Below are 22,318 nucleotides of genomic sequence, written 5' to 3'. Positions count from 1 at the left end.
TGATGACTGGGATGACGACGACGATGATGACTGGGATGACGATTAAGTGAACACTCCCCGTTCGCTGCGGTGGCGCATCATGTTCTGGATCACGGCTGTGGTGGTGGTGGCGTTGACGAGTGTCATTGTCATCACCCGGGCCGTGATGTTGGGGCAGGTCGCTGACGCGGCGAACCTGGCTGTGGAGCAGGAGATCGAGGAGTTCCGGCATTTCGCGGCCGATAGCACCGACCCGGAGACGGCGGAGCCCTTCGATAACCCGGCGCGCCTGGTGGAGGAGTATCTGTCGCGGCAGATCCCGGACCCCCGGGAGTTGCATCTGGGGCTCATTGACGGGCGTCTTCTGCAGATGGATACGTCCAGCCTGAGCGGGGCGTTTCCGGCTCCTTTGGATCCGGCGGCGCCGTTGGTGGGTGAGATCCTGGATAGTCCGGCGCCGGCTGGCATCGCGAATGATCCGGAGCGTGGCACCACGCACTGGGGTCGGGTGGCGGTGGATTTCGGCACGGGTGAGGTGGCGTTGTTTGCGGTCGCGTATTTCACGGACGGTGATCGAGCCCAGGTCACCGAGCAGATCCGCACCCTGTCGCTGTTGGGCCTGGGTGGTGTGGCTGCGAGCATGGTGATCGGTTGGCTGATCGCCGGGCAGATTATCGCGCCGTTGCGCAGGCTCCAGTCGGTGGCGGGCGAGATTGAGGACACGGATCTTCAGCGTCGGGTCCCGGTCGTCGGTCATGATGAGATCGCGGAGTTGGCCACGACGTTCAATGCGATGCTGGATCGCATTGAGGAGGCTTATGACAAGCAGCGTCAGTTCGTCGACGATGCGGGGCATGAGTTGCGCACCCCGATCACGGTGGTGCGTGGCCAGTTGGAGTTGCTGGAGACGTCGCCGCCGGAGGAGCGGCCGCGGTCCATCGCGCTGGCCACGGCCGAGCTCGACCGGATGGCGCGGATGGTCAATGACCTGCTCACACTCGCGGTCGCCGATTCCGGTGAGTTCGTGCGACGGGAGCTTATCGACGTCGCCGAACTCACCATCGACATTGAGGACAAGGCCCGCACCCTCGATGAACGGGTCACGCTCGTGGCTCTGGAGGAAGGCCAGGTCATGGCCGATGAGCATCGGGTCACCGAGGCGATCCTTGAGCTGGTCGGCAATGCTCTGCGTTATAGCGAGGGGCCGGTGGAGTTGGGCTCGGGTTTCGTCGATAAGCAGTGGCGGATCTGGGTGCGCGATGAAGGTCGCGGCGTCCCGGAGGAACAGCAGGCGACGTTGTTTAGCCGTTTCCACCGCGGTGAGCAACGGGCCGGCGGCGCCGGGTTGGGCCTGGCGATCGTGCAGGCCATCGGAGAAGCACACGGAGGCCGGGCCTTCGTGGAGTCACAGGTAGGTGTCGGGTCCGTGTTCGGCCTGGAACTGCCAGCACACAAGGAGAAGGAACAATGAGCCGGATTCTCATCGCCGAGGATGATCGCGGCATCGCTGATTTCATTGATCGTGGGTTGAAGGCCGCGGGTTATGCCTGTGATGTCGTCGACTCCGGCGCCCTCGCCTTCGAGATGGCGCGCAGTGGCGATTTCGACCTGATGATCCTCGATCTGGGGCTGCCACACATGGACGGGGCCGATGTGCTCGAGCAGTTGCGCGCCCTACGGGTGAGCCTGCCGATCATCGTGCTCACCGCTCGCACGAAGCTCGCCGACCGGCTGCGCTCCCTGGAGGGCGGGGCCGATGACTATATGCCGAAACCCTTCCAGTTCGCCGAGCTTCTGGCCCGGGTGCGCCTGCGCTTGAGCGACCGGGCGCCGCAGGAAAGCTCCGAGGCCTCCTTCCTGCTGGTCCGCGGGGACCTTTCCCTCGACCTGCGCACCCAGCGTGTCGACGTGGACGGCAAGCAGAAAGATCTCTCCCGCCGCGAGGTCGGCCTGCTGGAGACCTTCATGCGTCACCCCGCCCAGATCCTCTCCCGCGCCCAGCTGCTCAGCCAGGTGTGGGGCATGGATTTTGATCCCGGATCCAACGTCGTCGACGTCTATGTGCGGACCCTGCGGAAGAAGATCGGGGCGGAGCGGATCGAGACGATCCGGGGTTCGGGTTACCGGTTGGTGTAGCGGGCGTCGAGAAGCATGCCGCACAGCTCGTGCGGGGCGATCTCCGCAGGCCACTCCGGGAGCACACCGGACGGGGACCAGGCCAGAACCCAGGACTCGCGCTCGCGGGGATCGGCGCCACCGTGGCCGCCTTCGTCGAGGTGTCCGTGATCGGTGGTGAGCACCACCAGCCAGTCCTCCCCTGCCGCGGCCCGCTCGGTGACGGTGTCGATGATGCGGGAGACGTGGGCGTCGATACGCAGTAGTGCATCGCTGTAGCCGGTGCCCGCCACCAACCCATAGACGTGACCGGCGTCATCGGCGTCGCAGAAGTACATGAAGCCGACGTCGAAGGCTGCGGCCCGCAGTTTGGCGAGGGTGATGGCGGTGATCTCGGCGTCGATACGCTCGTAGCCGTGGGTTTCGCCGTCACGGACGATGACATTGTGCAGGCCCGCGTACTGCTGCTCAACGCGCGGATGGATGACCGGGCCCAAGCCCTGCGGATCCACCAGCACCGGCCAGCCGGCGGCCGCGAAAGTACGCGTCGACTGGTCGCGGTAAAAGGCCTTGCTCAGCAGGTCCGGGTGCTGCCACAGGCGCGCCCCGATGAGCGAGTTGTCGCGCACCCCGTGCTCGGCGTGGGTGGTACCGGTGAGGATGGACGACCACCCGGGGCCGGAGATCGTCGGAACCTCCATGGTCATGCGGTGCCAGGACCCTGCCGCCGCCAACTCACGGATCCGGCCTTCCCGGGGTATGAGCTCCCAGCGGGCACCGTCGATACCGATGAGCAGGATGTGGCGGGCCGCGGAACGCTCGCCCGGGTAGACGCGATGCTCGGCCCGCTCGATCGAGTTCATCGGTAGGTGCCCACCTGGGACAGCACTGCCGCGGCCGCGGCCTCCGATTCGCTGGCATAATCGACGACCGTGTCCGGGCGCTGCACCAGCATCTGCACACCCATGCCGACCTGGAACTGCTCGGCCGCGCGGGTGGGCAGATCGATGCGCAGCGGCTGCTCGAGAACCTCATCCTGGACCATGACGGCCGTGAAGATGCCGCGCAACTGCTTGTCCATCACCTTGAAGCGGGCGGAGTCATCGTGGCGGATATCAATGTCCTCCGGGCGGATGAGCGCGGTGGCGGCCTTCCCGGCGGCCAGCTTGATGTCGCTGTTGACCACCTCCATCTGGGCGCCCAACACCTGGACATAGCCATCGGCGATGATGCCCGGAATGCGGTTGACGATGCCCACGAAGCTGGAGATGAACGGGGTCTGCGGGTGGCTGTACAGCTCGGCGGGGGTGCCGATCTGCTCGATCTGCCCCTCGCGCATGACGCCGACGCGGTCGGCCATGATGATGGCCTCCTCCTGGTCGTGGGTGACCAGCAGGGTGGCGATGCCCTGGGACAGCTGGATGCGGCGGATCTCGTCGCGCAGCTGGCCACGGACCTTGGCGTCGAGGGCGGAGAGGGGCTCGTCGAGCAGCAGGACGTCCGGCTCGATGGCCAGGGAACGGGCCAGGGCGACGCGCTGCTGCTGGCCGCCGGACATCTGGTTGGGGTACTTGTCCATGTGCTCGTTCAGGCCGACGAGCTCCAGGAGTTCCTCGGCGCGGCGGGTGCGCTCCGCGGCCTTGACCTTGCGGATCTTCAGGCCGTAGGCGACGTTCTCGCGGGCCGTGAGGTGCGGGAACAGGGAGTACGCCTGGAAGACGATGCCCATGTTGCGCTCGCGGGTGGGCTTGCGGGAGACGTCATTGCCGGCGATGAGGACCTCGCCGGCGTCGGCGTTCTCCAGGCCGGCGAGAATGCGCAGCGAGGTGGACTTGCCGCAGCCGGAAGGACCCAGCAGGGCGACCATCTCGGCCTCGCCGATGTGCAGGTTGAGGTTGTTGAGCACGGTCTTATCGCCGTACTGCTTGACGATGTTGCGCAGCTCGACATGCGGATTAGTCATGATGGTTCCTTAAGACTTGCGGACCTTGTCCGTCCGGGACAGCGCTGAGATGGCGACCAGCAGCAGCCAGGTGATGATGATGGTGATGAAACTCAAAGCGGCAATACCGCGCGGGTTGTTGTTGGACACCTGCACCAGGAACACCGGGAAGGTGTAGTGCAGCAGCAGGGAGGCCATGGCGTACTCGGCCAGCGACATCGCGATCGACAGCAGCGAGGCAGAGAGCATGGCCACGCGCATGTTCGGGAGCACCACCTGGGTGAGGGTGGTCCACGTGGAGGCGCCGAGGGAGGAGCTGGCGGCGAACATGGTGCGCAGGTCGAGGGATTTCACGCCGGCGTCGATGGCGCGGTAACACAGCGGCATCGCCAGGATGACGTACAGCGGCACCAGCGACCACAGCGAGTTGATGAACGACGGCGCCACCACCCGGTAGAACTGCGAGACACCCGAGACCAGCGCCACCGCCGGCACCACCATGGGCAGCACGGAGAGCACCTCGGCGACCTTCGCCAGCTGCGGGGCCTTCATGTTGAGGAAGATGATGGTGGGCACGAGGAGCACCAGCATGAGGATGGTGGAGGCGACGGTGAGCATGAGCGTGTCACGGATCGCGGGCCAGGCGCGCGGATTCTGCAGGGACTCCAGCAGCGGTTCCAGCGTGAAACCGACACCGGGCCGGGAGAAACCGAACATCGCAGCTGCGACCCACGGGGCGAAGAAGAACACAAGTGCGACGATGAAGATCGCGATGGTGGTGTTGTTCGCTCCCCAGCGGTTGCGGGGTGTGCTTATCGACGCCGCGGTCGACTGCGGCTTATCCAGGACTAGTTGCTGAGCCACTGGTCACTCTTTCGGGTCAGGTAGAAACGGATGCCCATGGCGGCGAGGATGATGATCATCATCCAGGTGACCAGCGCGGCGGCCAGGCCCGGGTTGAGCAGGACGTTGCCGCTGATCAGGAAGCCGATGACGATGGGCACGAGATTGAGGGAACCACCAGAAAGGGCATAGGCGGTGGCGTAGGCGGCGAAAGCGTTGGCGAACAGGAGCAGCAGGGAGCCGATGATGGAGGGCCACAGCACCGGAATGGCCACGTCCCGCAGGTACTGCGACTTCGTCGCCCCCAGGGAGGAGGCCGCATCGTACCAGGCCTTCTTCAGTCCACCCATGGCGGGCAGCATGAGGATCGCCATGAGGGGGATCTGGAAGTAGAGGTAGACGATGGTCACGCCGAGGAAACCGGTGATGCGGAAATTGGACAGAGCACCCGGAACAAGCCACTCGATCATGCCGGTGAGCACACCCTGCGTGCCCAACAATGCCACGAACGCGAATGCCAGCTGCACGCCACCGGACTGGGAAGCCAGGGCGGAGAAGCTGCTAACCAGGGACTTGAGCCACCGAGGGCGTTCGGCGGAGACAAGGGCCCACGCCAGAATGAGGCCGAAGACACCACCGATGAGGGAGGTGATCAACGACAGTTGCGCGGTGAGCAGGAAGGCCGGACGGTAGATAGGACCAGCAGCCTCGGCCATGGTGGCAAAGCTGAGGTTGCCCTGCGGGTCCTGGAAGGCGCGCACCACGTTGGCGATGATCGGGATGAGCAGGAAGGCGGCGACGAAGGCGAAGAAGGGCAGCGCACCGAGGACGGACCCGGAGGAAAGGGTCCGCCAATTAAAGCGCGTCGACTTCTTCTTCTCCGGCTCCTGCTTGTCCACGAGGACAGGAACGGAGGCGGTCATGGTTAGATGCGCACCTTCTGTGCCCACTCGGCGGCGATGATCTTGTTGGCGGCATCACCCTGCGCGGTGGTGGGCAGCTCGACCTGCTCCACGATGGCCGGATCCGGGAGGTTGGCCAGGGCCTCGTCGGAAAGCTTGCCGGCATCAGCCAGCTCGTTGAAGCGCGCCGGGACGGCACCACCGAGGGCGTACTGCTCGGAGCCCTCGTCAGAGGTGAGCCAGTCCACCCACAGGCGGGCGGCGTTGGGCTGCGGGGAGGAGATGGTGACCGGCTGGGCGTAGTAGTTACCAAACACGCCGTCCTCGAGGACGGTGTATTCGAAGTCGACGCCGTCGGTGACCAGCTGCTCCTCACGGCCGAGCCAGTTGTAGTTCCAGTCGAAGACCACGGCGGCCTGGCCGGTGGTCAGCGCGGAGGACTCATCGGAGATGGTCACCAGGTTACCCAGCTCGGCGAGCTCGGCGAAGTACTCGATACCCGGGGTGATGTCGTCGAGGGAACCACCGTTGGCCAGCGCAGCGGCGAAAACCGTCGCCACCGAGGAGGCACCGGAACGCGGGTCACCCGGCAGGGCGACCATACCCCTGTACTTCGGGTCCTTGAGATCTTCGAAGCTGGTCGGGACATCGGCGCGACGCTTGTCGACGCCCACGGACAGCACGCCGAAGTAGGCGCCGACCCAGTAGCCGTCGGCGTCCTTGAGGTTGTCCGGAATGGAGTCGTAGTTGGAGGGCTTGTACTGCTCGATGAGGCCCTGATCAATGGCCGGCTGGGTGAAGGAGTAGCCGATGTCGAGGACATCCGGCTGGGAGGGCTGGCCCTTGAGGTTCTGCACGGCCTGCAGCTCCTCGGCGGAGGAGGCGTCCGGGGAGTCGACGATAATCTCGACGCCGTACTTCTTGGTGAACTCCTCGAAGTGGCCCTTGTAGTTGGCCCAGGTCTCCGGGTAAGCGATGAGGCGGACGGTGCCCTCTTCCTGGGCGAGGGAGATGATCTCGTCGAGGTCCGCGCCGATCTGGGCGGCCTCGGTGGAGGTTCCACCGTCACCGCAGGCGGCGAGGAGGGGGCCGGCGGCGGCCAGGCTGGCGCCGATACCAAGGGCGCGGAGGAGGGTACGGCGGGAGAGGATGAGGTCGGACATGGTGGTGGGCCTTTCACAACGAGCGCCCCGGGGGGCGCCGGGGAAGAGGGGAAGGATTCACCGACTTTTTGCCGGTATGTCACGTAGATTGCCAGAGCTAAATGGCCTGCAGGTCACCCGAAAATGAACATAAGGAGACAAATTACATAGACCTTTACCTTCAAGTCCCGTACCTTTCCTACCAGGGCTTATAGTGATGGCCTACACACGTTTAACCCGAAGAAGGCTTCCCATGACACCCACTTCCGGCCACCTCCTCGACGGCGTACGCGGCATCCTTTTTGACTTCAACGGCACCCTCTCCGACGACGAGACCGAACTCGAACTCGCCTACGGCCAGGCCCTGGCAGACCTCGGGCTCGACCCGCTGACCCCCGACGAGTACGCCAGTCTCCTGGGAATGAGCGAACCGGATATCGCCGCCGCACTCATCGCCAACCGCGGCGCCGATCCTGCACTGGCGGCCCCGCTTCTCGACGCCGTCTGCCAGCAGTACGTCCGCATCTGCGCCCGCCAGCCCCGCGTCTCCCCCACCACCGTCAACTTCGTCCACTGGCTGCACGACCACGGCTGGCGGGTGGGCATTGTCACCGGCACGCTGCGCCGCCTCATCGAACCGGTGCTGTCTGAGCGGGGACTCAGCGAGCACATCGAGGCGCTGGTCACCGTCGAGGACGTCAGCGAGGGCAAACCTTCACCGGAGGGTTTTCTGCGGGGCGCCGAAATCCTCGGCATCGACCCGAAGGACATCCTCGCCTTCGAGGACTCCCCCGCCGGGGCCCGCGCGGCCCGCGCCGCCGGCATGAGCGTGATCGGGATCGGCCCCGCCGCCGACTGCGAGCTCACCTATCCCACCATGGAAGCGGCGGCCGACGCGCTCAGCGCCCGCTGACCTGCGTGTCTGTCACCACCCGAATGTGCGCGATATCGGAACGCAGCACATCCTCGGAGTATTCGATGGGCTGCCCGTCGGCAGTACTCGCCGTGCGCGAGATACGCAGCAGCGGGAGGTTGCGGGTGATACCAAGAATTTCCTGCTCCCAGCTGGAGGCCACCCCGGGGATGATGGTCTCGGATTTACGGACGGGGCGTAGGTCCCACTCGGCGTCGAGAAGCTCGTACATGGAACGTGAAAGATCGGCATCCAGCATGCCGGGAACCCGAAACGACGGGAAGTAGGAGCTTTCCACGATGAGCGGGACAGCGTTGACCGACCGGACCCGGACAATCTGAAAGACCGGGTCGTTGACCCCGATGCCGAGGGCCTCCGCGACGACCTGCCCGGCGCGGCAGAGGTTGGATTCGAGGATCTCGGAACTGACTTCCAGGCCGTGTTCGCGCAGCTGCGGCATGAGACCTTCCATGCGGGTGAGCTCGACCACCGGTGGGACGGAACGGACAAAGGTGCCGCCGGTGCGGCCGCGACGGCGCTCGATGAGGCCCTCGAGCTGGAGGATGTCCAGGGCGTGACGGACCGTCATGCGCGCGACCCCGAACTCCTGGACGAGCTCGCGCTCGGTGGGCAGTTTGTCGCCGCCTGTGAGCTCGCGTCGCTCGATGCGACTGCGCAGCTCATCGGCGATGGACTGGTATGCCGGGAGGCGACGGGACGAGGAGTTCACACCTCTAGAATAGACATACCTATAGATAATGTCGCATATGGGGCGCTTAACGGGGACTTCATACGTACTACCTGTGACGGTAGCGGGCGGGTACGTCAGCTTCCCCCAGCACCAGCATGAGCCGGTTTGCCCAGTTGAAGAACGCACTGGCATAGAGGTGATCGAGCAACGACGCCTCATCGAGCCCCACGCCCCGCAGCTTCTCGACGTCCCCCGCCCCATACCGGACGGGGGTGGCCGTCAGCGCCAGCGAGGCGTCACGCAGCACGCGGGAACGTTCCGCCGCCAGGTCGGCGTCGACTCCCTCGGCAAGGAGCTTATCGACGTCGCCTTCGTCCCCGCCCTCCTCCACAGCCCGGGCTGCGTGGACGGAAACACAGTATTCGCACCCGTTGTAGCGGGAGGTGACGGTCGCGGCGAACTCCCGGTCCGCCCGACTGAGACCGCCCTCGGTGTTGTAGAAGATATCCAGGTCGGTGAGTGTGCGGGCACGCAGCGCAGCGGGGTCCCGGGCCAGGAGCCGGAAATACGGCATGGCGGCCCGCTCAGGACGGATGAGGGAGTCGATCTGTTCCGGAGTGAGCTCGTCCTGCGCGACCGGCTCCACCCACGGCACCCACCCCAGTGGATGGCGTACGAAATGCTCGGGCGGGGTCGCTGCCGGCCCGGTGACCGGCGGCCACGCCGGGGTGACCCCGGTGAGCCGCGTGCGCTCCTCCACCACCACGTCCCGCCCGGCGAGAACCTGCAGTCCGTGGACCACCCGCAGCTGGAAGCTGAGGAAGGCGACCAGCTGGGTGAGACTGACGATGTCATCCTCCGACCAGCCGGCCCGGCGCAGGTGGGCCATGGCCGCCGGGGAGGCGTCGCGCGGATGAAAGACCATGAGGTGCGCGATGTCGAAGGCAGCGGCCAGGCGCACACCGAGGGCGGCGGCGTCGTGAAGCACAAAGCCGCCATCGGAATAGGGGCCGCGGGAGGAACCGTGACTGATGGCCGCGTCGATGTGGTCGCGGAGGGTGGCGGGGGCGTCGTCGAGAAGCAACTCGCCGTAGAAGGTGCGGGCGTTGACCGCACCGTGGACGCCGGCGACGTAGGTGGCCACGGCATAGCGCTCGCCGTACGTGAAGGAACCGGGGTTGACGGGTTCGAGCAGGGCCTCGAAACTGCGCTCGGCGTTGAGCAGGGCGTCGGGGCGCTGTTCGCGCAGGTGGGTGAGCGGATGGTCGGGGCCGAGGGCGGCCAGGAGGTTGATCACGTTGGTCATGTCTAAAGTCCCAGGTTGAGTGCGCCATCCCGGTAGTTGCCCCCGGGGATGGCGTCGATGAGCTGACGGGTGAAATCGGAGGTGGGGTGGTCGAAGACGTCGGCGGTGGCCCCGTACTCGACCTGTCGCCCGCGGCTCATGACGGAGACGGTGTCGGAGATCTGCCGCACGACAGCCAAATCGTGGGAGATGAACACATACGTCAGTCCGAGCTCGGCCTGCAGCTGGTCGAGGAGCCGGAGGATCTGCGCCTGGACGGTGACATCGAGCGCCGACACCGCCTCATCGAGAACGACGAGCTCCGGTTCGAGGATAAGCGCCCTGGCAATGGCGACGCGCTGGCGCTGGCCGCCGGACAGCTCAGCCGGGCGGCGCTGTGCCGTGGCCCGGTCGAGCGCCACGAGGTCGAGATGACGCTCGACCTGCTCCGTGGCCTCCCGTTGCGAGGCCCCGGTCATATTACGCAGCGGCTCCGCGATAATCGCACCGATGGTCTGGCGTGGATTGAGCGAGGAATAGGGGTTCTGGTAGACGAGCTGGACGTCCCGTCGCAGGGCGCGGCGCTGGCGGTGGTCGGCGGTGGTGATCTCGCGGCCGTCGATACGGATGGACCCGTCGGTGGGCCGGTTGAAGGCCGCGATCGAGCGCCCGAGGGTGGTCTTGCCGGAACCGGATTCACCGACGATGGCGTGGGTGGAGCCGCGGGCGACGGTGAAGGAGACGTCATCGACGGCGGTGAAGTCTCCGTAGCGCTGGGTGAGTGACTCGACCTCGAGGAGCACCGGGGCCTCCGGCGCGACGACGTGCCGACGATCCCCGGCGGCGGTCGCGGTGGCCAGGGAGGGGGCATCGGCCAGCAGCTGGCGGGTGTAGGCGTGCTGCGGGTCGGTGAGCACGGAGGCGGCATAGCCCGATTCCCGGACCTCCCCGCGTTCCATGACGACGATGTGGTCGGCCCGGTCACCGGCCACCGCCAGGTCGTGGGTGATGAACAGGATGCCCAGGTTGAGTTCACGGCGCATCTCGTCGAGGAGGTCGAGGATGACCTTCTGCACCGTGACGTCGAGAGCACTGGTGGGCTCATCGGCGATGATGAGCTCCGGCTCAAGCGCCAGGGCGGCGGCGATGAGGGCGCGCTGCTTCATGCCGCCGGACAGCTCGTGCGGATACTGGTCGTGGCGCTTAGCGGGCTGGTCGATACCGACCTGATCCAGTAGCTCAATGACGCGGGCGCGCCGGGTGGCGGCGGTGCCACGGCCGTGGATGGCCAGCCCCTCCCCCACCGATTCACCGATGGTGCGTACCGGGTTGAGGGAGTTGTTGGGGTCCTGGGGGATGAGGCCGACGCGCGTGCCCCGGAGCGAGCGCCACTGGCGTTCGCTGAGCTCGGCGACGGACGTGCCGGACAGGTGGATGGACCCGGCGTCGATACGCGCATTCGGTGCGAGCAGACCGATAGCGGCCTGCGCCGTCGTCGACTTGCCGGAACCGGACTCACCGACAATCGCGGTGATCTGGCCGGGGTGGACCTTAAGGCTCACACCGTTGACGGCCGGGACAGGCCCGTGGCTGGTGTCGTAGGAGACGACCAAGTCCTCAACTTCGAGGAGGGGTGGTGTGGTGGTCATATCAGGACTCCTTCCGGATCGCGTGGCTGAGATAGTTGGCGGCACAGACCACCGCGACGATGACCACACCGGGCAGCACCGTCAGCCACCAGGAGGTGGCCATGTAGTCGCGCGCGTCGGCGATGATCAGGCCCCATTCCGGGGTCGGCGGCGGGGCGCCGTAACCGAGGAAGCCCAGGGTGGACAGCTGCAGGATGGCGGAGCCGAACTGCAGCGCCGCCAGCGCCAGCACCGGGGTGAGCGAGTTGGGCAGGATGTGGCGGAAGAGCACCTGGGTGCGGGTGCCACCGGAGCCGTAGGCGGCCTCGACAAAGTCGGCTGCCGCGACGGACAGCACCTGGGAGCGGGCCAGGCGGGCGAATGTCGCCACCGAGGTGACACCGACAGCGAGGGCGGCATTCATCGTGCCGAAGCCCAGCAGGATGATCACCGAGAGGCTGAGCAGCAGGGCCGGGATCGATAACAACACGTCGACCAGGCGCATGAGGGCCGAGTCGATCCACCCGCGCTGGGTGCCCGCCAGCAGCCCGATCAGCGTGCCGACGACGAGTCCGACGAGCACCGCGATGAGCGCACCCGCCAGGGATTCCCGGGCGCCCCACACCACGCGGGTGTAGAGGTCGCGGCCCACGGAATCGGTGCCGAACCAGTTCTCCGCGTTCGGCGACAGCAGGGGTGCGAAGGTCCCGGAGTTGGGATCGTGGGTCGTAAACCAGCCCGGTACGAGCGCCCAGGCGATGGCCACGAAGAGGATGAGGGCGGCGAAGGCAGTACCGACGGTGATGCGGCGGTTCCGCCGGGTGCTCACAGCGCGGGGACGGATGAGGGTGGTGAGGGTGGTCATGCTCGGGCCTTCCTGCGCAGGCGGGGGTCGAGGACCGGGTAGAGCAGGTCCACGAGGAGATTGATGAGGACGTAGAGGGTGGCGGCGATGACGACGACGGCCAGCAGCACCGGGGTATCACGGTTGGCCACGGCCTGGACGGTCATCTGACCGATGCCGGCGCGGCCGAAGACGGCCTCGGTGACCACGGCCCCGCCGACGAGCTCACCGAAGAGCAGGCCCGCCATGGTCAGCGCGGGCAGCATGGCGTTGCGCAGGACGTTGTGCCAGAAGATCCACGCTTCACCGGCGCCGCGGGCGCGGACCGCCTGGATGAAGGGCTGGCGCTGGACCTCATCGATGGAACGGATGAGCACCTGGGCCAGCGGCGCGGAGATCGGGACTGCCAGGGTCAGGGTCGGCAGAATGAGCGCCTGGACGGTGGAGGCCCCGATGATGGGCACCCACCCCAGCTGGAAGGAGACGATCTGGATGATGACGATGCCCAACCAGAACGTCGGCAACGAGACCATGAGCGCCGGTAGGGAACGGACGGCGTCGCCGATGAAGCCGAAGGTGCGGGTGGTGGCCAGCACCGCGATACCCAACGCCAGGATCACGGCGAGGATAAACGCGGACACCGAGAGGGCGATGGTGCCGGGCAGGGCTTCGACGATGAGGGTGGACACCGGGGTGCCGGTCTGCACGGAGTACCCGTAGTTGCCGGTGAGGAACCCGCCCAGGGCCCCGAGGTATTGGATCAGCAGCGGGTCATCAGCCCCGTAGGCCTCGCGGATGCGGGCGATCTCCTCGTTCGACAGCGCCAGGTCGGGGCTGGCGTAACGGGCCATGACACCGTCGGAGGGCAGGGCGGTGAGCAGGATGAACGCCAGGGTGTAGGTGATGAACAGGACGAGGACGGCCTGTCCGATGCGGCGTAGGATCTGGTTGCGGGTCACTTAGTTCGCCTCCTGGGTGTCGAGGGAGACGCCGTAGAAGGACGGGCGTCCGATGGACTCGGGCTGGAAGCCGTGGACGTGGGGCTGGACGCCGTAGACGACGGGCTCCTCGAAGAGCGGCAGGATGTAGGCCTGCTCCGTGAGGTAGTCCTGTACCTCGCGGGTCTTCGCGGCGCGATCCTCTTCCGCGGCGAGGGAGGCGATGTCGTGGAGCATGTCGTCGAGGCGCTGGTCGTGGACGGTGTCGTCGGAGCCGTTGAGCAGCTCGTTGCGGTTGGTGGAGTGCCACATCGACTTGATCACGTCGTAATCGGCGCGGCCGACCATGGTGTGGCGGATCTGGATGTTCTCGTAGTCCTTGGAGTCCGCGTTCTGGGTGGCGTTGTCACCGGGGTTGAGGTGGATCTCCACGCCGATGCGGCGCAGCTGCTCCTGGATTTTGGTGATGATCTCCCGGGAGCGCGGCTGGGGAACGGCCTCGTTGATGGTGAAGGCGAGGCGTTCGCCGTCGCGGGTGCGGATGCCGTCCGGTCCCGGGGTCCAGCCCAGGTCGTCGAGAAGCTGCTCGGCGCGCTCGGGATCGTGGTCGTACGCGCCTTCCTGCTCCTGGTAGCCCAGCGCGGTGTGCGCGAGGGCGGAGGTGGCCAGGACATAGGAGTCGGAGAACAGCGTGTGCATGATCTCCCCGCGGTCGATGCCGGCGATAAGCGCCTGCCGCATACGGATGTCCTGCAGGTGCGGGTGCATGAAGCGGAAGCTCAGCGAGTTGTTCACGCCGTTGGTGCCGTGCCAGATGACGTTGATGCCCTGGTCCTGGAGATGCTTCTCGACGGGCGCCTCAATCTGCCGCGCAACATCCGCCTGCCCGGCGACGAGTCCGCCGACCCGGACGGAGTCCTCGGAGGCCAGCACGTAGTCGATGCCGTCGATCTCGGCGCGGCCCTGGTGGGGGTGTGCGGGCGGGGCCCAGTCATAGTCCTCACGCGCGTCGAGGTTTAGGCGGGTGCCCAGCTCCTCTCCGGTGATGACAAAGGGGCCGGAGCCGATGACGCCGGTGGCATTACCCGGGGCGAAGCCATCGTTGGCGAGGTCGAGGGTGGCGTCGGCCAGCAGGCCGGCGTTGAAGGAGCTGGTGGCCTGCGCGAAGCCGGGGGCGGGTGCGGAGAAGTGGAAGCGAACGGTGTCGTCGTCGATGACCTCGCCGCGTTCGTAGTTAGTGATCTGCTCCGAAGAGGTGAGCATGCGCTCGGAGTCGCCGAGGCCGTAGAGATCGAAGTTACGGACCACGTTCTCGGCCGTGAGCGGGGTGCCGTCGGAGTAGGTGACGTCAGTACGGATGTCGAAGGTGTACTCGGTGGCATCGGCGTTGACCTCCGGGAGGCTGGTGGCGATCCACGGGGACAGCTCCAGGGTCTCCGGGTCCTGGTAGAGCAGGCGGTCCGCGATGTTGGTCACCACGGCACCGTTGGGGTAGAAACCGGCGCCCGGTGGGTAGAGGGTGGCAAAGAAGATGGGCTCCAGGTAGGTGAGCCGGTTGTCCTGCGGGGCGCGGGCGCTGGTGCCGCTGACGCAGGCACCGACCAAGCTCAGGCCGGTGACCAGTGCTAGGGCGGCGAGGAGGCGACGGGAAATCACGGGGTAGTGCTCCTGTTTAAGGTGGAAGTATGACTATTGTTGAGCAACGTAGCACACAGTAGACTGTCCAGTACCAAATCACTAGACCGTACTGTCTAAGTACATCTCCGAGGAGACTTCCCTTGCCCACCCCCTCCATCGCCGTTGTCGGCCTCGGCCCCCGCGGCATCTCTGTCGTCGAGCGCCTCGCCGCCGCCCTGGAACCCGGCACCACACTCACCCTCCACCTCATCGACGACGCAGCTCACGGGGCCGGGCGCGTGTGGGATCCCGCCCAGACCCGCACCCTGTGCATGAACACCCTCTCGGCGGCCGTCACCTTGTTCACCGAGCCCGGCGCAAGCGTCACCGGCCCGGTCGTGGAGGGCCCGATTCTCCATGAATGGATTCAGCATCTGCGCGGCGAGGAGATCGACCCGGACCGCGCCCGGCTGCTGCACGAGCACCCGCCGCGCCCGGAGGTGGCCGCCTTATTCGCGGAGGAGATCGCGGTGACCCGCCCGGAGTCCAACCCCTCCCGCGCCCTGTACGGCGCCTACCTGGAGTGGGTCTTTGACGTGGCCCTGGCCCGCCTGCCCGATTCCGTCACGGTGGTGCGGCATCATTCCCGCGCGATCGAACTGCGCGAGGTCGGCGAGCAGGACGCCATCACTCTCGATGACGGCAGCACCCTGCTCGCCGACGCCACCGTCCTTGCTCTGGGATGGCAGCTACCCGGACCCACCCACGAAGAGTCGGAGCTGGCCGCCTCCGGCCTGACGTGGATCCGCCCGGACAACCCCGTAGAGCAGCAGGTGGCGTTGATCCCGGAGCAGGGCGAGGTCCTGGTCCGGGGCCTGGGCATGGGCTTCTTCGACATCATGGCGCTGCTGACCTTCGACCGCGGCGGGCAGTTCCACGCGGATCCGACGACCCGCTCGGGCCTGCGCTACGAGCCTTCCGGCCGCGAGCCGCACCTGGTGCTCACCTCCCACCGCGGCTACCCCTACCTGCCGAAGTCCGATTACGGCGGCCTTCCCCCGCGCGTCAAGGGCCCACGCCTACATCAGGTACTGCGTGATCTCGCCGAGGCCGAGCGCATCGACTATGACACGCAGGTTTTCCCCGCCGTCATCGCCGACGCCTTCGAGGCCTACTACCGCACCCTGGCCCGCGTCCGCCCGGAAGCCGTGGACCTGCCAGCCGATGACTTCGCCGCCCTACTCACGGGCGACCTGGAGGGGGACGAGGGGCTCGTCGATAAGCACACGCGGGAACCGTTCTCCCTGCGTGCGCTCATCGAACCGCTGGCCGGAGTACACGGCTCGCGCGCCGAAGTGACCGAGCACATCGCCCAGCGCATGGCCGGTGACATCGCGGAGGCCGCGCTCGGCACGGAAAGCCCGGTGAAGGCCGCGCTGTGGTCGATCAACGCTTCCCGCAAGCCGACGGCCGTGCTCGGCGCGCAGGACCGCTACACCTACGAATCGCGCCGCAACCTTTTCGCCACCATGTCCGCGCTGGGACAGATGGTCGGTTCCGGCCCGCCGTTGTTCCGTTCCCGGCAACTACTGGCGCTTATCGACGCCCACCTGGTCACCTTCCTCGGCGCCCACCCACAGGTGCGCACCCAGGACGGGCAGTTCATCGCCACCTCCCCCACCACCACGCAGCCGGCCCACTCCCCCGTGCTCGTCGACGCCTGGATGCACAGCCCCGACATCCGCCGCCCGGCCGATCCACTGGCCGTGTCGCTACTGCAGGCCGGCCGCGCCCGCCCCTATCAATTCAGCACCTCGGGCGGGCAGCCCATCGCCAGCGGCTCTCCGGAGATCGACCCGGAGACGAGGTTGCTGGTGGGTGAGGGGGGCGTCGATAAGCGGGTGTCCCTGATTGGCATCCCAACGTGGGCCCAGATGGCCGACACCACCATCTCCCCCATGCCCGGCACCAACCCGCTCATGCTGCAGGAAACCGACCGGGCGGCGCTGACCGCGCTGCGGATCGCTACCGCTCGCTGAGCTCAATGCGCGGGCGTACCGCCACATCCGTGATCTGCGTCGACTCCCCGGCGTCGACCACCAGGCGGATCGCCCGGGCCACCTCCCCCGGCTCGATGTAGTGCTCGGCCCGGTACTCCTTGCCATCCTGCGCGAACAAGCCCTCCAGCATCGGCGTGTCCGTCGGGCCCGGCGCGACGGTGCTCACGCGCACCTGCTCAGTGGATTCCGCCTTGCGCAGGCCATCCGCCAAGGCGTACAGCGCATGCTTCGTGGCGGCGTAGACAATATTGTCGCCATAGGAACCGCGCCCCGCGCCCGAGTTAATGAAAATCACCGTGCCCCGCGCCTGCCGCAGCGCCGGCAACAGCCGCCGACTCAGCTCCGCCGGCACGTGCACGTTGATGTCCATCGCGCGGCGCCAATCCGCCGGGGCCGCGGATTCCACGCTGAACTTGGTGGCGATCGCCGCCGCATGCACCAGCACATCTACCCTGGTCAGCTCCGTCAGGCGGGTCAGGCAGGTCGAGCCGGTGGTCTCCAGCAGATCGGCCACCAGATCCGTGTTGATCGGCGTGACATTCGCTAACGCCCCCAGCTCCGCGAGCGCGGTGTCATTGCGCCCCAGCGCATAGACGTGGTGGGTGCGGGCCAGGTCAGCGACGATCTCGCGACCCATGCCGCCCGTGGCACCCGTGACGATGGCAATCCGTTCGCTCATACCCTGGACTCTAGCCCGCGTTAGTCTCGGGCGTGAAGGAGGTAGGCATGCTGGCTGCAGTTTTCGGAGTCCTCGTCGGATTGGTCATGCCGATCCAGACATCCGCCAACTCGCGCCTCCGGCTCACGCTGGGCTCGCCCTTCCAGGCGTCACTGGTGTCATTCGTTGTCGGGTTGGGCGCTTTGCTCGCCGCCGTCATGGCAATCGACGGCCACCTCCCACCCCTTTCCGCCGCCCTCCACATGCCCGCCTGGATCTGGTCCGGAGGCGTACTCGGCGTGGTCGTGCTGACCGGCAACATCTTCTTATTCCCCCGCCTGGGTTCCGTACAGACCGTCGTCCTGCCCGTGACCGGCCAGGTGATCATGGGCCTGCTCATCGACCATGTCGGACTGTTCGGCGCACCCGTCCACCGCCTGGATGCGCTGCGAGTTCTCGGCGCTGTACTGCTGATAGCCGGCGTGCTGGGCACCATGGTGCGCCCTGGCCAGAGGCTGCTCGGCGGGCACTCCTCCGGGGTGTCCCTGTGGGGCTGGCGGGCTGCGGGGGTGGTGTTCGGGATGTTCTCTGCCGCGCAGACCGCCATTAACGGCCAGCTCGGCGTGGCGTTCGGCTCCGCCGTGGGCGCCGCGCTGGTCTCCTTCGCGTTCGGGGTGGTCACACTGCTGGCGATCAACCTGGCGTTACGCAACCGCCTGGCGCCTGGCGCGCCGGCCGGGCCCTGGTGGATGTGGATCGGCGGGTTCCTCGGCGCGATGTTCGTCTTCGGCAACGCCTTTTTGTCGCCGCTGATCGGCACCGGGCTGACCGTGATGACGATCCTGCTCGGGCTCATGGCCGGCAGCCTGCTCATCGATCACTTCGGGCTGCTCGGGGCGCACCGCAAGCCGGTCACCTGGCTGCAGGCGCTGGGCCTGCTGCTCATGCTGGCGGGCGTGGCGGTCATCCGGTTGTGATCTGACAGCACATTGGAAAATGTGACAAATGACGAGTGCACGTATTTTTATAGGCCCAGTTCGCTGCCGTTTATAACAAATACGTCTGCCAGGAAAAGCCGGCAGGCGTCATTTGTGACCGGGGCGCGCGGAGCGGTGCCCGCAAATACGACCATAAGGCCCGGCGCATGCGGAGATTCACCAGGCCTTATAGTTTTCGATTGATCAATCGGATTAACGCATTTGCGATCGTCGTAATTACGACCGCACGGACACCTCAGCCGCGGCCGTGGAGGCCGCCACGGCCTCGAGCGCGACGTCGATATCAGCGATCAGGTCCTCGACGTCCTCGATGCCGATGGAAATGCGCACCAGTTCACGCGGCACCTCGAGCTGGGAGCCAGCGGCGGACTGGTGGGTCATGGTGGCGGGGTGTTCGAGAAGCGACTCGACACCGCCGAGCGATTCCGCCAGACAGATGAGCTTGGTGTTGAGACAGAACACGCGGGCGGCTTCCTCGGAGTGGAAGCGCACGGAGATCATGCCGCCGAAGCGCTTCATCTGCCGAGCCGCCACCTCGTGCCCCGGGTGAGATGCCAGGCCGGGGTAGAGCACGGTCGCGACCTGGTCGGAGGCATCGAGGTGGGCTGCGATGGCCTCGGCGTTGTCGCAGTGGCGGTCCATGCGCACGGCGAGGGTCTTGATGCCGCGGGCGGTGAGGTAAGCGTCGAAGGGCGAAGGGATCGGCCCGACACCACCCTGGAACCACAGGAGCTGCTCGTCGAATTCGGCGGAGTTAGTCACCACGATGCCACCGACGACGTCGGAGTGCCCGCCGAGATACTTGGTGGCCGAATGCAGGACGTGGTCGGCGCCGAGCGCCAGCGGCTGCTGCAGGTAGGGGGAGGCGAAGGTGTTGTCCACGACGAGCGCGGCCGAGCCCTTGACAGCGGCGATGGCGGCGATGTCAGTGATCGACAGCGCCGGGTTCGTCGGAGTTTCCAGCCAGATGAGTTTGGTGTTCTCACGCAGCGCGGCTTCGACGTCGGCGACGTTGGTGGTATCGACGACGGTGTAGGTGATGCCCCATTGCCCGAAGGCTTCGTCGATAAGCCGCCAGGTGCCGCCATAAGCATCGTGGCCGAGGATGAGGTGATCGCCCGGGCGCAGCAGAATGCGCAGGATGATGTCGGTGGCGGCCATGCCGGAGGAGAAGGCGCGGCCGTACTCGGCGCCCTCTAAAGCGGCGACGGTTTTCTCCAGGGCGGTGATCGTCGGGTTGCCGCACCGGGTGTACTCGAATCCGCCGCGGAGCTCGTTGAGGCCGTCCTGCGCGAAGGTGGTCGACGCGTAGATGGGCGTGTTGATCGGGCCGTACAGGCTGTCGGGCTCGTATCCGGCGTGGATGGATCGAGACGAGAAACCGTTGAGTCCGTGAGTCATGTCGGCCACTATAGACTAAGCGGTCCATAATCCCCGCACGTCCCGGGAATTATATGCAGAGTGCGAACCAGCGTCCGCTGACCTGCTGCAAAGACACCTCCAGCCCATAAAGGGCAGACAGATTCTCGGCGCTCAGCGTCGTACCGATGGGGCCCGCGGCCAAGACCTGGCTGTCTTTCATGAGCAGAACATCGCTTGTCGACGCCGCGATCTCCTCCACATGGTGCGTCACCATCACCGTCGTTAAGTCTTTGCGCTCCCGCAGCTTATCGATGACCCGCAGGAGCGTCTCCCGGCCGGGGAGATCGAGGCCGGTGGTGGGTTCGTCGAGAAGCAGTAGTTCCGGTTGGGCGATGAGCGCCCGGGCGATGAGCGTACGCGCGCGTTCGCCCTGGGAGAGCTGCATCCAGCGGCGCTGCCTTTTGGCCGCCATGCCGGTCAGCTCCAGGAGTTCTTCCAGGCGCTCCAGCTCCGCCGGGGTGGGTGACCAGCGCGGCAGCACTCCGTTGGAGGCGGTGAGCCCGGACAACACCAGCTCCGACACGGAGTAATCGCCGAGACGCTGGCGCGGATCCACGAAACCGATGCGGCGGCGCAGCTGGGCCAGCTCCACCCGGCCCAGGCGCTCGCCGAGGATGTCGACGGTCCCGGTCGTCGGATACCACCAGCCCCCGGCCAGCTTGAGCACCGTCGACTTACCCGCGCCGTTGGGCCCCAGCACCGCCCAGTGCGAACCCGTGGGCACCCGCCACGTGACACCATCGATGAGGTGGGTGGAGGCGCGGCGGACGGTGGCGTCGATAAGCGAAAGGGCGTGGGACATGCCTGCCAGCCTAGACTGGGGTGCCATGAGCAGCCTTTATGACGCAGTGGGCGGCGACGCCACCTTCACCCGCCTCGTCTCCGGGTTTTATGAGCAGGTGAAAACCGATGACATTCTCGGGCCCATGTACCCCGATGATGACTGGGAAGGCGCGGAGAACCGTCTCAAGTGGTTCCTTGCCCAATACTGGGGCGGGCCGAGCACCTTCAATGAGCAGCGCGGCGCGCCGATGCTGCGCCGCCGGCATTTCCAGTTCCCCGTCGACCGGGCCGCCGCGGTCCGCTGGCTGGAGCTGATGAAAGACTCCCTCGACCAGATCGACGAGGAAACGATCCCGCCCGCCTACCGCCACCAGATGTGGGAGCACATGGAAAGGGTGGCGGCGATGCTCATCAACCGGGAAGATCCGGGAACGCCTCCCGGACAGGCTCGCTGAGCAGCTGGCCGCCGCGGGTCATCAGCCCCGGCGCCAGGCCGGGATGCTTATCGACGGCCCCGTCCACCCCGTCCGCGGCAATCGCCCGGACGTAGGGAAGCGTCGCCGAAGTGAGCGCGCGGGTGGAGGTGTTGGCGACGGCACCGGGCATGTTGGGCACACAGTAGAAGAGGGAATCGTGGACCCGGTAGGTCGGCTCCGCGTGGGAGGTCTTGCGGGAGGACTCGAAGCAGCCGCCCTGGTCGATGGCGACGTCGACAAGCACGGATCCGGACTTCATGCGGGAGACCAGCTCGTCGCTGACCAGCGTCGGGGCCTTGGCACCGGCGACGAGGACGGCGCCGATGACGAGGTCGGCGTCGAGAAGCTCAGCCTCAATCGTCATCGGATCGGAGATGAGGGTGCGGACGTTGCCCTGGTAAAGGTCATCGAAACGACCCAGCACCGCCGGATCCAAGTCGAGGACCGTGACCGAGGCGCGCAGGCCCTGCGCGATGGCAACTGCCGAGGCGCCGACCTGGCCGCCGCCCAGCACCACGACCTTCGCCGGGGCAGTACCGGGCACACCACCGAGCAGGACGCCGCGCCCACCCTTGGAACTCATAAGGTGGTGCGCGCCCTCCTGCACCGCGAGACGACCGGCGACCTGGGACATCGGGGTGAGCAGGGGCAGCCCACCGCGGGAGTCCAGGACGGTTTCGTAGGCGAGGGAGGTGGTGCCAGCGTCGATAAGCGCCTGCGTGCACTCACGCGAGGATGCCAGATGCAAGTACGTGAACAGGATCTGATCCGCCCGGAGGAAACCGTATTCCTCCGGCAGCGGCTCCTTGACCTTGAGCACCAGGTCAGCGGACCACGCTTCCCCCGCCGTATCGACGATGCGCGCACCCTGCTCGACGTATTCACTGTCCGCGAGGGAGGAACCCGCACCGGCCCCGGCCTGGACGATGACCTCATGGCCATCCGCCACGAGCGTGCCGGCACTGGTCGGGCCGAGGGCCACGCGGCCCTCCATGTTCATGATTTCCTTCGGGATTCCGATGCGCATGGGCATTGACTCTAGTCGGGCGGCACGGCTCACACAGCGAAAACCCCGGCGCAGG

The 22,318-nt window shown here is 66.6% G+C and carries 21 protein-coding genes; 6 read left to right on the top strand and 15 right to left on the bottom strand.

Features of this window, described 5'->3' with window-relative positions:
* Nucleotides 1–79: 79 nt before the first annotated feature.
* Both Q4G50_RS03680 and Q4G50_RS03675 read left to right on the top strand, forming a co-directional pair.
* A complete protein-coding gene (locus tag Q4G50_RS03680; RefSeq protein ID WP_303376293.1) occupies nt 80–1,450 on the top strand; it encodes a sensor histidine kinase in 1,371 nt (456 codons plus the stop codon).
* A complete protein-coding gene (locus Q4G50_RS03675; RefSeq protein WP_303376289.1) occupies nt 1,447–2,115 on the top strand; it encodes a response regulator transcription factor in 669 nt (222 codons plus the stop codon). The genes Q4G50_RS03680 and Q4G50_RS03675 overlap by 4 nt, the downstream gene beginning before the upstream one ends.
* Here the strand turns inward: Q4G50_RS03675 and Q4G50_RS03670 are convergent.
* Genes Q4G50_RS03670 through Q4G50_RS03650 form a run of 5 tightly spaced genes read right to left on the bottom strand, consistent with a single transcriptional unit; the run spans nt 2,100 to nt 6,944 of the window.
* Complete coding sequence (locus Q4G50_RS03670; protein WP_303376288.1) at nt 2,100–2,957, bottom strand: alkaline phosphatase family protein; 858 nt, start codon at nt 2,955–2,957, stop codon at nt 2,100–2,102. The genes Q4G50_RS03675 and Q4G50_RS03670 overlap by 16 nt on opposite strands.
* A complete protein-coding gene (locus tag Q4G50_RS03665) occupies nt 2,954–4,057 on the bottom strand; it encodes an ABC transporter ATP-binding protein (RefSeq protein ID WP_303376287.1) in 1,104 nt (367 codons plus the stop codon). Before Q4G50_RS03665 ends, Q4G50_RS03670 begins: the two co-directional genes overlap by 4 nt.
* Before the next feature lie 9 nt (nt 4,058–4,066).
* Entirely contained in the window at nt 4,067–4,900 is an 834-nt protein-coding gene (locus tag Q4G50_RS03660; protein ID WP_303376286.1) for an ABC transporter permease, read from the bottom strand.
* Complete coding sequence (locus tag Q4G50_RS03655) at nt 4,885–5,802, bottom strand: ABC transporter permease subunit (protein ID WP_303376285.1); 918 nt, start codon at nt 5,800–5,802, stop codon at nt 4,885–4,887. Before Q4G50_RS03655 ends, Q4G50_RS03660 begins: the two co-directional genes overlap by 16 nt.
* 2 nt (nt 5,803–5,804) lie before the next feature.
* Nucleotides 5,805–6,944, bottom strand: coding sequence for an ABC transporter substrate-binding protein (locus Q4G50_RS03650; protein ID WP_303376284.1), 1,140 nt, complete (start codon nt 6,942–6,944; stop codon nt 5,805–5,807).
* A 232-nt stretch (nt 6,945–7,176) separates the two neighbouring features.
* On the opposite strand from Q4G50_RS03650, the gene Q4G50_RS03645 reads away from it, so the two are divergent.
* Complete coding sequence (locus Q4G50_RS03645; RefSeq protein ID WP_303376283.1) at nt 7,177–7,836, top strand: HAD family phosphatase; 660 nt, start codon at nt 7,177–7,179, stop codon at nt 7,834–7,836.
* Here Q4G50_RS03645 and Q4G50_RS03640 read toward each other — a convergent pair.
* The 6 genes from Q4G50_RS03640 to Q4G50_RS03615 form a co-directional block, all read right to left on the bottom strand.
* Entirely contained in the window at nt 7,823–8,566 is a 744-nt protein-coding gene (locus tag Q4G50_RS03640; RefSeq protein WP_303376282.1) for a GntR family transcriptional regulator, read from the bottom strand. The two genes, Q4G50_RS03645 and Q4G50_RS03640, sit on opposite strands and share 14 nt — an antisense overlap.
* A gap of 67 nt (nt 8,567–8,633) precedes the next feature.
* Nucleotides 8,634–9,833 (bottom strand): alkylhydroperoxidase domain protein, encoded by a 1,200-nt coding sequence (locus tag Q4G50_RS03635; protein WP_303376281.1) that lies wholly within the window; start codon nt 9,831–9,833, stop codon nt 8,634–8,636.
* 2 nt (nt 9,834–9,835) lie between these two features.
* Entirely contained in the window at nt 9,836–11,461 is a 1,626-nt protein-coding gene (locus Q4G50_RS03630) for an ABC transporter ATP-binding protein (protein ID WP_303376280.1), read from the bottom strand.
* Between the two features lies 1 nt (nt 11,462).
* The gene (locus Q4G50_RS03625; RefSeq protein WP_303376279.1) at nt 11,463–12,305 is read right to left on the bottom strand and encodes an ABC transporter permease; all 843 of its coding nucleotides are present in this window, start codon (nt 12,303–12,305) and stop codon (nt 11,463–11,465) included.
* Entirely contained in the window at nt 12,302–13,243 is a 942-nt protein-coding gene (locus Q4G50_RS03620; RefSeq protein ID WP_303376278.1) for an ABC transporter permease, read from the bottom strand. The genes Q4G50_RS03625 and Q4G50_RS03620 overlap by 4 nt, the downstream gene beginning before the upstream one ends.
* Nucleotides 13,244–14,878, bottom strand: coding sequence for a TIGR04028 family ABC transporter substrate-binding protein (locus Q4G50_RS03615; protein WP_303376277.1), 1,635 nt, complete (start codon nt 14,876–14,878; stop codon nt 13,244–13,246).
* Nucleotides 14,879–15,000: 122 nt separating this feature from the next.
* Between Q4G50_RS03615 and Q4G50_RS03610 the strand changes: the two genes are divergently transcribed.
* Nucleotides 15,001–16,878 (top strand): FAD/NAD(P)-binding domain-containing protein, encoded by a 1,878-nt coding sequence (locus Q4G50_RS03610; protein ID WP_303376276.1) that lies wholly within the window; start codon nt 15,001–15,003, stop codon nt 16,876–16,878.
* Here Q4G50_RS03610 and Q4G50_RS03605 read toward each other — a convergent pair.
* Nucleotides 16,865–17,578 carry an SDR family oxidoreductase gene (locus Q4G50_RS03605; RefSeq protein WP_303376275.1) on the bottom strand — a complete coding sequence of 238 codons (714 nt, stop codon included), beginning with the start codon at nt 17,576–17,578 and terminating at the stop codon, nt 16,865–16,867. The genes Q4G50_RS03610 and Q4G50_RS03605 overlap by 14 nt on opposite strands.
* Before the next feature lie 47 nt (nt 17,579–17,625).
* Here Q4G50_RS03605 and Q4G50_RS03600 point away from each other — a divergent pair, with 47 nt between their 5' ends.
* Nucleotides 17,626–18,534 (top strand): DMT family transporter, encoded by a 909-nt coding sequence (locus Q4G50_RS03600; RefSeq protein ID WP_303376274.1) that lies wholly within the window; start codon nt 17,626–17,628, stop codon nt 18,532–18,534.
* A 237-nt stretch (nt 18,535–18,771) separates the two neighbouring features.
* Here Q4G50_RS03600 and Q4G50_RS03595 read toward each other — a convergent pair whose 3' ends face one another.
* The gene (locus Q4G50_RS03595) at nt 18,772–19,956 is read right to left on the bottom strand and encodes a cystathionine gamma-synthase (protein WP_303376273.1); all 1,185 of its coding nucleotides are present in this window, start codon (nt 19,954–19,956) and stop codon (nt 18,772–18,774) included.
* A gap of 49 nt (nt 19,957–20,005) precedes the next feature.
* The gene (locus tag Q4G50_RS03590) at nt 20,006–20,779 is read right to left on the bottom strand and encodes an ABC transporter ATP-binding protein (protein WP_303376272.1); all 774 of its coding nucleotides are present in this window, start codon (nt 20,777–20,779) and stop codon (nt 20,006–20,008) included.
* Between the two features lie 25 nt (nt 20,780–20,804).
* On the opposite strand from Q4G50_RS03590, the gene Q4G50_RS03585 reads away from it, so the two are divergent.
* Entirely contained in the window at nt 20,805–21,215 is a 411-nt protein-coding gene (locus Q4G50_RS03585; protein WP_303376271.1) for a globin, read from the top strand.
* Here Q4G50_RS03585 and ald read toward each other — a convergent pair.
* Nucleotides 21,172–22,263: an alanine dehydrogenase gene (gene ald, locus Q4G50_RS03580; RefSeq protein ID WP_303376270.1), complete on the bottom strand. Its 1,092-nt coding sequence runs from the start codon at nt 22,261–22,263 to the stop codon at nt 21,172–21,174. The genes Q4G50_RS03585 and ald overlap by 44 nt on opposite strands.
* Nucleotides 22,264–22,318 lie beyond the last annotated feature (55 nt).

This window comes from Corynebacterium sp. (assembly GCF_030538285.1).
GTDB lineage: Bacteria > Actinomycetota > Actinomycetes > Mycobacteriales > Mycobacteriaceae > Corynebacterium.
This window is presented reverse-complemented; position numbering and strand designations above follow the sequence as displayed.